The following is a 12,481-nucleotide window of genomic DNA, read 5'->3' as shown; positions in this document are numbered from 1 at the left end:
TCGCAATCCGCGAAGGTGGCCGTACAGTTGGTGCTGGTGTTGTAGCTAAAATCTTTGCATAAGATTTGACGAACCACTAGTAAAAAGGGCATCATTTGATGCCCTTTTTCTGCGCTAAAAAAAGAGTTGGATGTTTTGACATCGATTTTTGCTCTTAGCAAAGAATTAAACGGTCTTTTTGACTAAAATGACTGTTAGATGTGTTGTTTTGCAACGCAAAGGAGTGTGCCCTGCAACAGCGGGGTTATTGTCGTCTATATTTAAGACTTATCACAGGTTGGTTTTATGAAAGCAAACGCTGAAACTCCTGATAGCTCAGGTGCAGCAGATACAATGAAGTGGATTGTCGCTTTTGTTCTGTTGGCTGCTGCTGTTGTGGGTAATTACCTGTATGGTGAATTGTCTGTTGTAATTCGCGCTGCAGGTGTAGTTGTGCTGATTGCTGCCGCACTAGGCGTTGCAGCAACAACAACTAAAGGTAAAGCTGCGATCGATTTTGCAAAAGAATCTCGTATGGAGATTCGTAAAGTTGTTTGGCCTACTCGCCAAGAAACTATGCAAACTACATTGATCGTTTTAGCTGTATGTATTGTTATGTCTCTAGTGCTTTGGGGAATTGACGGCATTATGGTCCGTCTAGTTTCTCTAGCAACTGGGGTGTAGAGGGTTCTGATTCATGAGTGAAGCTCCAAAAAAACGTTGGTATGTAGTTCAAGCCTTTTCTGGCTTTGAAGGTCGTGTTGCACAGTCGCTACGCGAGCATATTAAAATGCACAACATGGAAGAACTATTTGGCGATGTGCTAGTACCTACTGAAGAAGTAGTGGAAATGCGTGCAGGCCAACGCCGTAAAAGTGAACGTAAATTCTTCCCTGGCTACGTATTAGTTCAAATGATCATGAATGATGAATCATGGCACTTAGTACGCAGCATTCCGCGTGTTATGGGCTTCATTGGTGGTACCTCTGATCGTCCTGCACCAATCACTGATAAAGAAGCTGATGCTATCTTGAACCGTCTAGAGAAAGCGAGCGAGTCTCCACGTCCTAAGACAATGTTCGAAGCGGGTGAAGTGGTTCGTGTGAACGATGGTCCATTTGCTGACTTCAACGGTACTGTTGAAGAAGTAGATTACGAGAAAAGCCGCATTAAGGTATCTGTATCGATCTTTGGTCGTGCAACACCGGTTGAGCTTGAATTTGGTCAGGTTGAAAAACTGGACTAAAACTCTAAGTTTTGAACAAGCTGTGGATAAATACTTCATAAGTTGTTCAAAATAAAAGAGTATAAAAAATCACCTTTTTAGGGTTGTTAAAGGCACGAATTATGATTATAATTTCGCGCCTTTTTGCTTCTGTGGAAGTGAAAAAGAGTTAATTGAATTTATGGGGAGCTCGCCTTGCGGCTAGCGCATGTACCCAAAATATTAGGAAATATCATGGCTAAGAAAGTTGAAGCTTATATCAAACTGCAAGTTGCAGCTGGTATGGCAAACCCAAGTCCACCGGTTGGTCCTGCTCTAGGTCAACACGGCGTGAACATCATGGAATTCTGTAAAGCGTTCAACGCAAAAACAGAATCTGTTGAGAAAGGTCTACCTACTCCAGTAGTTATTACTGTTTACAACGACCGTTCTTTCACGTTCGTAACTAAGACTCCACCTGCTGCTGTTCTTCTTAAGAAAGCTGCTGGCGTTAAGTCTGGTTCAGGTCGTCCAAACACTGAGAAAGTTGGTACTGTTACTGACGCTCAAGTTCAGGAAATCGCAGAAACTAAAGCTGCTGATATGACTGGTGCTGACATCGAAGCAATGAAACGTTCTATTGCTGGTACTGCTCGTTCAATGGGCCTAGTGGTAGAGGGATAAGATCATGGCTAAACTTACTAAGCGTATGCGCGTAATCCGCGACAAAGTTGACTCAACTAAAGAATACGAAATCAGCGAAGCTGTTGCTCTTCTTAAAGAACTAGCGACTGCTAAATTCGTTGAGTCTGTAGATGTTGCTGTTAACCTAGGCATCGATGCTCGTAAATCTGACCAAAACGTTCGTGGCGCAACAGTGCTACCTCACGGTACTGGCCGTGACATCCGCGTTGCTGTTTTCACTCAAGGTGCAAACGCAGAAGCTGCTAAAGCTGCTGGCGCAGATATCGTTGGTATGGAAGATCTTGCTGAGCAAGTGAAAAAAGGCGAAATGAACTTCGACGTAGTTGTTGCTTCTCCAGATGCAATGCGTGTTGTTGGTCAACTAGGTACAATCCTAGGTCCACGCGGCCTTATGCCAAACCCTAAAGTTGGTACTGTAACTCCTAACGTTGCTGAAGCGGTTAAGAACGCTAAAGCTGGTCAGGTTCGTTACCGTAACGACAAGAACGGCATCATCCACACTACTATCGGTAAAGCATCTTTCGAAGCTAACCAGCTTCAAGAGAACCTAGAAGCACTTCTAGTTGCTCTTAAGAAAGCTAAGCCTTCTTCAGCTAAGGGTTCTTACCTGAAGAAAGTAAGCATCTCTACTACGATGGGTGCTGGTGTTGCTGTTGATCAAGCTAGTCTTGATACTCAAGCAAACTAATTTGCTTAGGCGCAGATTTAGTGTATACTTCTGCGCCTAATATTTGTGGTTGGGTGGTTTTAAAGCAATTTGAAATCATCTATCCCAAGACCGTAGGCGCTGTCGATTTTCATTAGATTATTGATAGCTTAATAAAACCTACGTAGGCGATGTTGTGGTTTGAAGTGGATTTATTCATTTTTAAATAACATCGTAAACGCTCAATACATTTTGTATTGGGTGCTGTAATCACAACCAGAGGTTAATCCAAATGGCTTTAAATCTTCAAGACAAAAAAGCAATTGTTGCTGAAGTCAACGAAGCTGCCAGTGGTGCACTTTCTGCAGTTGTAGCTGATTCTCGTGGCGTTGAAGTTGGCGCAATGACTTCTCTACGTAAACAAGCTCGCGAAGCGGGTGTTTACATGAAAGTTGTTCGTAACACACTAGCACGCCGTGCGGTTCAGGGTACAGACTACGAGTGTCTAGTAGACACTTTCACTGGTCCAACTCTGATCGCGTTCTCTAACGAGCACCCAGGTGCTGCAGCGCGTCTTTTCAAAGACTTCGCTAAAGAGAACAAAGATTTCGAGATCAAAGCTGCTGCATTTGAAGGCGCAGTTACTGATGCTGAAGTACTAGCGACACTACCAACTTACGACGAAGCTATCGCACGCCTAATGATGTGCATGAAAGAAGCTTCTGCTGGCAAGCTGGTTCGTACTATCGCTGCACTACGTGACCAAAAAGAAGAAGCAGCGGCTTAAGCCTTGCTTTTCGCTGGTTGCAAATTAAACTTATTGTTGACTTAAAAGAGAATTGTTATGTCTATTACTAACGAGCAAATCCTAGACGCAGTTGCAGAAATGTCTGTAATGCAAGTTGTTGAGCTTATCGAAGCTATGGAAGAGAAATTCGGCGTTTCAGCTGCAGCTGCAGTTGTAGCTGGTGGCGCAGCTGGCGGCGACGCTGCTGCTGAGCAAACTGAATTCGACGTTATCCTAACTGCTGCTGGCGCTAACAAAGTACAAGTTATCAAAGCTGTACGTGGCGCAACTGGCCTAGGTCTTAAAGAAGCTAAAGGTCTTGTAGACTCAGCTCCTGCAGCGCTTAAAGAAGGCGTTGACAAAGCTGAAGCTGAAGCTCTTAAAGCACAGCTAGAAGAAGCTGGCGCTTCTGTTGAAATCAAGTAATTATTACTTAATTTCATAGCCGCAAGGCTAATGGCTGGTGGTTTATTAACCACCGGCCTTTTTGCGCTGTAGGGCTATGACGAAATTTCCGCTGTTTAACCGTCATAATCCGAGCAAAAAAACAGTCATTTTTTCGAAATGATTGTTCACTACCACTAAACAGCTGTTTGTCACCACCCCCTCTGAAGAGTGTTTTGGGTGGTTTGGGTCACTTATCAGCGAGCTGAGGAACCCCATGGTTTACTCTTATACCGAGAAAAAGCGCATCCGTAAGGATTTTGGTACTCGTCCACAAGTTTTGGACATTCCATACCTGTTATCGATCCAGCTTGATTCTTTCGACAAATTCATCGAACAGGATCCAGAAGGTCAATACGGTCTTGAAGCTGCTTTCCGTTCTGTATTTCCAATTCAGAGCTACAACGGCAATTCTGAGCTGCAATACGTTAGCTACCGTCTTGGTGAGCCAGTTTTTGACGTTAAAGAATGTCAAATCCGCGGTGTTACTTACTCAAAGCCACTACGCGTAAAACTACGTCTAGTTATCTTTGATCGAGATGCACCAGCAGGTACTGTAAAAGACATTAAAGAACAAGAAGTCTACATGGGCGAAATTCCGCTTATGACAGACAATGGTACTTTCGTAATTAATGGTACCGAGAGGGTTATCGTATCCCAGCTGCACCGAAGCCCAGGCGTGTTCTTCGACAGTGATAAGGGTAAGACCCACTCATCAGGTAAAGTTCTTTATAACGCACGTGTAATTCCTTACCGTGGCTCATGGTTAGACTTTGAGTTCGATCCTAAGGATAACTTATTCGTACGTATCGACCGTCGTCGTAAGCTACCAGCATCGATTATTCTTCGTGCACTTGGTAAATCGACTGAAGAGATCCTAGATCTGTTCTTCGACAAGGTGAACTTCGAAGTTAAAGACCAAACTCTTCTTATGGAGTTGGTTCCTGATCGTCTACGTGGTGAAACTGCGTCATTCGACATCGAAGCAAACGGAAAAACTTACGTTGAGACTGGTCGTCGTGTTACTGCTCGTCATATCCGTCAACTTGAAAAAGATGGCGTTGAGCACATCGAAGTACCAGTAGAGTACATCGTTGGTAAAGTTGCATCTAAAGATTACATCAATGAAGCAACTGGCGAGATCATCGTTGGCGCGAACCAAGAGATTAGCCTAGAAGCACTTGCTAACCTGTCTCAAGCAGGTCACAAGTCTCTACAAACTCTGTTCACGAATGACCTAGATCACGGTCCATTCATGTCAGACACTCTACGTGCAGATAGCACAGTAGATCGCATCTCTGCATTGGTAGAAATCTACCGCATGATGCGTCCTGGCGAGCCACCAACGAAAGAAGCTGCAGAGTCTCTATTCGAAAGCCTATTCTTCTCTGAAGAACGTTACGACCTATCAACTGTAGGCCGTATGAAGTTCAACAGCTCTATCGAGCGTGAAGAAGAAGAGCGCGGTACTCTGGATGAATCAGACATCATCGAAGTGATGAAGAAACTGATTGGTATCCGTAACGGTATTGGTGAAGTGGACGATATCGACCACCTTGGCAACCGTCGTATCCGTTCTGTAGGTGAAATGGCAGAAAACCAATTCCGTGTTGGTCTAGTTCGTGTAGAACGTGCCGTTAAAGAGCGCCTAAGCCTTGGTGACCTTGATGCAATCATGCCTCAAGATCTTATCAACGCTAAGCCGATCTCTGCTGCAGTTAAAGAATTCTTTGGCTCTTCACAGCTTTCACAGTTCATGGACCAAAACAACCCATTGTCAGAAGTTACGCACAAACGTCGTATCTCTGCTTTAGGTCCTGGTGGTCTTACTCGTGAGCGCGCAGGCTTCGAAGTACGTGACGTTCACGTAACTCACTACGGTCGTCTATGTCCGATCGAAACGCCTGAAGGTCCAAACATCGGTCTAATTAACTCACTATCTGCGTTTGCACGTTGTAACGATTACGGTTTCCTAGAAACTCCGTACCGTCGTGTAGTAGATGGTGTAGTAACAGAAGAAGTTGATTACCTGTCTGCAATCCAGGAAGGTCAATTCGTAATCGCGCAAGCAAACACCATTCTTACTGAAGAAGGTACGTTTGCAGATGAGCTAATCACAGCTCGTCAAAAAGGTGAATCTGGTCTTCACCCACGCGATCACGTTGACTACATGGACGTTGCGACAAACCAAGTAGTATCTATCGCTGCTTCGCTTATCCCGTTCCTAGAACACGATGATGCGAACCGTGCATTGATGGGTGCCAACATGCAACGTCAAGCTGTACCAACACTTAAGGCTGATAAGCCTCTAGTAGGTACTGGTATCGAACGTAACATCGCAGTTGACTCTGGTGTTACAGCGGTTGCTAAACGTGGTGGTCAAGTTCAGTCTGTAGACGCTTCTCGTATCGTAGTTAAGGTTAACGAAGATGAATTGGTACCTGGCGAAGCTGGTATCGATATCTACAACCTAACTAAGTACACGCGTTCGAACCAAAACACATGTATTAACCAACGTCCAACTGTACTTCCTGGTGAACCAGTTGCACGTGGCGATGTTCTTGCTGATGGTCCTTCAACAGACCTTGGTGAACTAGCTCTTGGCCAAAACATGCGTATCGCATTCATGCCTTGGAACGGTTACAACTTCGAAGACTCGATCTTAGTATCTGAGCGCGTAGTTCAAGAAGACCGTTTCACGACAATCCACATCCAAGAACTATCTTGTGTGGCTCGTGATACTAAGCTGGGTTCTGAAGAGATCACAGCTGATATTCCAAACGTAGGTGAGTCTGCTCTGTCTAAACTAGACGAGTCAGGTATCGTTTACATTGGTGCTGAAGTTAAGGGTGGCGACATCCTAGTTGGTAAAGTAACCCCTAAAGGTGAAACTCAACTGACTCCTGAAGAGAAGCTGCTACGTGCTATCTTCGGTGAGAAAGCATCTGATGTTAAAGATACTTCTCTACGTGTACCAAACTCTGTTTCGGGTACTATCATCGATGTACAAGTCTTCACTCGCGATGGCGTAGAGAAAGACAAGCGTGCACTTGAAATCGAACAGATGCAGCTTAAAGAAGCTAAGAAAGACCTAACTGAAGAGTTCCAAATTCTTGAGGGTGGCCTTCTTAACCGTGTTAAAGCTGTACTTCTGTCTGGTGGTTACTCTGAAGCTAAGCTTGATACTATCGGTCGTAAGCAATGGCTAGAGCAAGTTCTAGAAGACGATGCGCTACAAACACAGCTTGAGCAACTTGCTGAGCAGTGGGATGAGCTAAAAGCAGACTTCGATAAGAAGTTTGAAACTAAGCGTCGTAAAATCACTCAAGGTGATGATCTAGCGCCTGGCGTTCTTAAGATTGTTAAAGTTTACCTAGCGGTTAAACGTCGTATCCAGCCTGGTGATAAGATGGCCGGTCGTCACGGTAACAAAGGTGTAATCTCTAAGATTAACCCTGTTGAAGACATGCCATACGATGAGAAAGGTCAGCCTGTAGACATCGTACTTAACCCGCTGGGTGTACCATCGCGTATGAACATCGGTCAGATCCTAGAAGTTCACTTAGGTTTGGCTGCGAAAGGTATCGGTGACAAGATCAACCAAATGGTTAAGGAACAACAAGAACTGCATAAGTTCCGTGAGTTCCTACAGAAGGTTTACGATCTTGGTGATACTCGTCAGAAAGTTGATATTGCTGAACTGTCTGATGATCAAGTTCGTACACTGATCAAGAACCTACGTGGCGGTCTACCGATTGCTACTCCTGTGTTCGACGGTGCTTCTGAGTCTCTAATCAAAGAACTACTTAAACTGGGTGATCTGCCAGAATCTGGTCAGCTTAAACTGTTTGATGGTCGTACTGGTGATTCGTTTGAGCGTCCTGTAACTGTTGGTTACATGTACATGCTGAAACTGAACCACTTGGTTGATGACAAGATGCATGCTCGTTCAACTGGTTCTTACAGCCTAGTAACTCAGCAACCACTTGGTGGTAAAGCTCAGTTCGGTGGTCAGCGTTTCGGTGAGATGGAAGTATGGGCACTAGAAGCATACGGTGCTGCATATACTCTACAAGAAATGCTAACAGTTAAGTCAGATGACGTTAACGGCCGTACTAAGATGTATAAGAACATCGTAGACGGTAACCATAGCATGGAACCTGGTATGCCTGAGTCGTTCAACGTACTGTTGAAAGAGATTCGCTCGCTAGGTATCAACATCGAGCTAGAAGACGAAGAGTAATCCCTCCTTCTTTTTAAAAGAAGATAGGATTATTTGGTAAAAGGGAGCTTGCTACAGCAGTGAGCTCCTTTAACTCCTTACAGGAGCTGAATGTGAAAGACTTATTAAACTTTCTAAAAGCACAGCATAAGACCGAAGAATTTGATGCAATCAAAATCGGTCTATCTTCACCAGACATGATCCGTTCATGGTCTTTTGGTGAAGTTAAAAAGCCGGAAACAATTAACTATCGTACGTTCAAACCTGAACGTGATGGTCTGTTCTGTGCACGTATTTTTGGTCCAGTTAAAGACTACGAATGTCTTTGTGGCAAATACAAGCGCCTGAAGCACCGTGGTGTTATCTGTGAGAAGTGTGGCGTTGAAGTTACACAAACTAAAGTTCGTCGTGACCGCATGGGCCACATCGAGCTAGCTTCACCAGTTGCTCACATCTGGTTCCTAAAATCACTGCCGTCTCGTATCGGTCTACTAATGGATATCCCTCTACGTGATATCGAACGTGTTCTTTACTTCGAGATGTACGTAGTAACTGAACCAGGTATGACTGATCTAGAAAAATCTCAGATGCTTACTGAAGAAGAGTATCTGGATCGTCTAGAAGAGTGGGGTGACGAATTTACTGCTAAGATGGGTGCTGAAGCGATCAAAGATCTGCTTGCAACAATGGACCTTCATCAAGAAGTGGAAGAAATGCGCGAAGAGTTAGAAACGACTAACTCAGAAACTAAGCGTAAAAAAGTTACTAAGCGCCTGAAGCTAGTTGAAGCGTTCATTGCATCGGGTAACGATCCGCAATGGATGATTCTGACTGTACTTCCGGTTCTGCCGCCAGATCTACGTCCTCTAGTACCACTAGATGGCGGTCGTTTTGCGACTTCAGATCTGAACGACCTTTACCGTCGTGTGATCAACCGTAACAACCGTTTGAAGCGCCTTCTAGAGCTAGCTGCTCCGGACATCATCGTACGTAACGAAAAGCGTATGCTGCAAGAGTCTGTTGATGCACTTCTAGATAACGGTCGTCGTGGTCGTGCTATCACTGGTTCTAACAAGCGTCCTCTGAAATCTCTTGCTGATATGATCAAGGGTAAACAAGGTCGTTTCCGTCAGAACCTTCTAGGTAAACGTGTAGACTACTCTGGCCGTTCTGTAATCACAGTAGGTCCATACCTTCGTCTACATCAGTGTGGTCTTCCTAAGAAGATGGCACTTGAGCTATTTAAGCCGTTCATCTACAGCAAGCTAGAAACTCGTGGCATGGCTACGACAATCAAAGCTGCTAAGAAGATGGTAGAGCGCGAAGAAGCTATCGTTTGGGATATCCTGGACGAAGTAATCCGCGAACACCCAGTACTGCTTAACCGTGCACCTACACTTCACCGTCTAGGTATCCAAGCGTTTGAACCAGTACTAATCGAAGGTAAAGCGATTCAGCTTCACCCACTAGTGTGTGCGGCATACAACGCCGACTTCGATGGTGACCAAATGGCGGTACACGTGCCTCTAACTCTAGAAGCACAGCTTGAAGCACGTACACTGATGATGTCGACGAATAACATTCTGTCGCCAGCGTCAGGTGATCCGATCATCGTACCTTCTCAGGACGTTGTATTGGGTCTTTACTACATGACACGTGACAAGATCAACGTGAAAGGCGAAGGTATGTACCTTGCTGGCCCTGCTGAGGCTGAAAAGGCATACCGTACTAAGACTGCTGAGCTACACGCTCGCGTTAAAGTACGTATCACCGAAACTGTAGTAGACGAAGATGGTAACAGCACTACTGAAACGAAGATGGTTGATACAACTGTCGGCCGTGCAATGCTATGGCAAATCGTTCCAGCTGGCCTACCGTACAGCATCGTTAACCAAAAGTTAGGTAAGAAGCAGATCTCTACTCTTCTTAACGAGTGTTACCGTAAGCTTGGTCTAAAAGATACAGTAGTATTTGCTGACCAAATCATGTACGCAGGTTTTGCATACGCTGCACTTTCTGGTGTTTCTGTAGGTATCGACGATATGGTTGTACCTCAAGCGAAATACGATGAAATTGAATCTGCTGAAGAAGAAGTTCGCGAAATCCAAGAGCAATTCCAATCTGGTCTTGTTACTGCGGGTGAGCGTTACAACAAAGTTATCGATATCTGGGCATCTACGAATGACCGCGTTGCGAAAGCAATGATGGATAACCTATCTTCTGAAACAGTTATCAACCGTGACGGCGAAGAAGAACAGCAAGAATCGTTCAACAGCATCTACATGATGGCCGACTCGGGCGCACGTGGTTCTGCAGCTCAGATTCGTCAGCTAGCAGGTATGCGTGGTCTGATGGCGCGTCCAGATGGTTCAATCATCGAAACGCCGATCACAGCGAACTTTAAAGAAGGTCTAAACGTCCTTCAGTACTTTATCTCAACGCACGGTGCTCGTAAGGGTCTTGCGGATACAGCACTGAAAACAGCAAACTCGGGTTACCTAACTCGTCGTCTAGTAGACGTTGCTCAAGACGTTGTAGTACACGAACATGACTGTGGCACGCATGAAGGTATCGACATGATGCCTCACATCGAAGGTGGTGACGTTAAAGTTGCACTTTCTGAGCTTGCTCTAGGTCGTGTAGTAGCTGAAGACGTTCTTAAGCCTGGTACTGAAGATGTACTGATTCCACGTAATACTCTGATTGATGAGAAGTGGTGTCAAATCATGGAAGACAACTCAGTAGATAGCATGAAAGTGCGCTCTGTTGTTACCTGTGATGCAGACTTCGGTTGTTGTGCACAGTGTTACGGTCGTGACCTAGCACGTGGTCACCTAGTGAACCAAGGTGAAGCAGTTGGTGTTATCGCTGCACAATCTATCGGTGAACCGGGTACACAGCTAACGATGCGTACGTTCCACATCGGTGGTGCGGCATCTACTGCAGCAGCAGAGAACAGCATCCAAGCTAAGACAACTGGTACTGTGAAACTTCACAATGCTAAGTTCGTAGTTAACAAAGATAAGAAACTGGTTATCACTTCTCGTGCATCTGAGATGACGATTATTGATGAATTCGGCCGTACTAAAGAGAAGCACAAACTTCCTTACGGTTCGATGCTAACCAAAGGCGACAACGCAGCAGTTACTGCTGGTGAAGTTGTAGCTAACTGGGAAGCGCATACCATGCCAATCATCACTGAAGTGGCAGGTCGTATCCAATTCGTAGATATGATCGATGGTATTACAGTTTCTCGTCAAACTGACGATCTAACGGGTCTTTCTTCAAGTGAAGTTACAGACGCAGCAGCTCGCCCAGCAGCAGGTAAAGATATGCGTCCAGCTATCAAACTTGTTGATGAGCAAGGTAACGACGTAATGATCCCTGGTACTGATATGCCAGCTCACTACTTCCTACCTGGCAAAGCGATTGTAAACATCGAAGATGGCGCTGAAGTTGGCATCGGTGACACACTATCTCGTATCCCTCAAAAATCGAGCGGAAACAAAGATATCACCGGTGGTCTACCACGCGTAGCTGACCTATTCGAAGCTCGTAAGCCTAAAGAGCCTGCGATCCTTGCTGAGCACACAGGTACTGTGTCTTTCGGTAAAGAAACGAAAGGTAAGCGTCGTCTAGTAATCACTCGTGAAGGCGGTGACGCTTACGAAGAGATGATTCCTAAGCATCGTCAATTGAACGTGTTCGAAGGTGAGAAGATTGAACGTGGTGATGTAATCGCCGACGGTCCTGAAACTCCACACGATATCCTGCGTCTACGTGGTATCCACGCAGTAACTCAGTACATCGCGAACGAAGTTCAAGAAGTTTACCGCTTACAAGGCGTAAAGATTAACGATAAGCACATCGAGACTATCGTTCGTCAAATGCTACGTAAGTGTACAATCACTCATTCTGGTGACTCTCCGTTCCTACCTGGCGAACAAGTTGAGTACCACAATGTTAAGATTGCTAACCGTAAGCTAGAAGCTGAAGGTAAAGAACTAGTACGTTTCGAACGTGATCTACTAGGTATTACTAAAGCATCTCTTGCAACTGAGTCATTCATCTCAGCTGCATCGTTCCAAGAAACGACTCGCGTACTAACAGAAGCTGCGGTTTCTGGTAAGCGTGATGACCTTCGCGGCCTGAAAGAGAACGTAATTGTTGGTCGTCTGATCCCAGCTGGTACTGGTTTCGCATACCACCAAGAGCGTCAAAAACAACGTGAAGAAGAGCAAGAAGGTCCTTCAGCTGAACAAGCTACTGACAATTTAGCAGCACTTCTAAACGCTGGTTTCTCTTCAGAAGAGTAAGCTCTACGAGTAGTCTCTAAGAGATAAGAAAAAGGCACCTTCGGGTGCCTTTTTTGTATCTGGCGTATTGGTATTTAGCTATGACTTATAAAGTGATAGGTGTGCTTATCTAGCTGGTGAGGTGTAAGCGTCTTTAAATCGACTCATTGACTTTCAAGCCTCAACACAGATACCGCCA

The 12,481-nt window shown here is 45.1% G+C and carries 8 protein-coding genes; all 8 read left to right on the top strand.

Going from position 1 to position 12,481, the window contains the following annotated elements; genetic code table 11:
- The first annotated feature begins 285 nt into the window (after positions 1 to 285).
- The 8 genes from secE to rpoC all read left to right on the top strand — a co-directional run bounded on the left by secE (position 286) and on the right by rpoC (position 12,303).
- On the top strand, positions 286 to 663 hold the full coding sequence (secE, locus tag ACED46_RS20125) for a preprotein translocase subunit SecE (protein WP_010435558.1): 378 nt from the start codon (positions 286 to 288) through the stop codon (positions 661 to 663).
- A 13-nt stretch (positions 664 to 676) separates the two neighbouring features.
- Positions 677 to 1,225, top strand: coding sequence for a transcription termination/antitermination protein NusG (gene nusG, locus ACED46_RS20120; protein WP_010435556.1), 549 nt, complete (start codon positions 677 to 679; stop codon positions 1,223 to 1,225).
- Positions 1,226 to 1,438: 213 nt separating this feature from the next.
- On the top strand, positions 1,439 to 1,867 hold the full coding sequence (rplK, locus tag ACED46_RS20115; protein ID WP_010435555.1) for a 50S ribosomal protein L11: 429 nt from the start codon (positions 1,439 to 1,441) through the stop codon (positions 1,865 to 1,867).
- Positions 1,868 to 1,871: 4 nt separating this feature from the next.
- Positions 1,872 to 2,576, top strand: a complete 705-nt coding sequence (gene rplA, locus ACED46_RS20110; RefSeq protein WP_017063651.1) for a 50S ribosomal protein L1 — start codon at positions 1,872 to 1,874, stop codon at positions 2,574 to 2,576.
- Between the two features lie 250 nt (positions 2,577 to 2,826).
- The gene (gene rplJ / locus ACED46_RS20105; protein WP_017060524.1) at positions 2,827 to 3,321 is read left to right on the top strand and encodes a 50S ribosomal protein L10; all 495 of its coding nucleotides are present in this window, start codon (positions 2,827 to 2,829) and stop codon (positions 3,319 to 3,321) included.
- 57 nt (positions 3,322 to 3,378) lie between these two features.
- The gene (gene rplL / locus ACED46_RS20100) at positions 3,379 to 3,747 is read left to right on the top strand and encodes a 50S ribosomal protein L7/L12 (protein ID WP_017060525.1); all 369 of its coding nucleotides are present in this window, start codon (positions 3,379 to 3,381) and stop codon (positions 3,745 to 3,747) included.
- Positions 3,748 to 3,982: 235 nt separating this feature from the next.
- Complete coding sequence (gene rpoB / locus ACED46_RS20095) at positions 3,983 to 8,008, top strand: DNA-directed RNA polymerase subunit beta (RefSeq protein WP_371722276.1); 4,026 nt, start codon at positions 3,983 to 3,985, stop codon at positions 8,006 to 8,008.
- 92 nt (positions 8,009 to 8,100) lie between these two features.
- Entirely contained in the window at positions 8,101 to 12,303 is a 4,203-nt protein-coding gene (gene rpoC / locus ACED46_RS20090) for a DNA-directed RNA polymerase subunit beta' (protein WP_017060527.1), read from the top strand.
- Positions 12,304 to 12,481 lie beyond the last annotated feature (178 nt).

Origin of the sequence: Vibrio sp. 1S139, from assembly GCF_041439475.1 — a bacterium.
GTDB classification, from domain to species: Bacteria; Pseudomonadota; Gammaproteobacteria; order Enterobacterales; family Vibrionaceae; genus Vibrio; species Vibrio crassostreae_C.
This window is presented reverse-complemented; position numbering and strand designations above follow the sequence as displayed.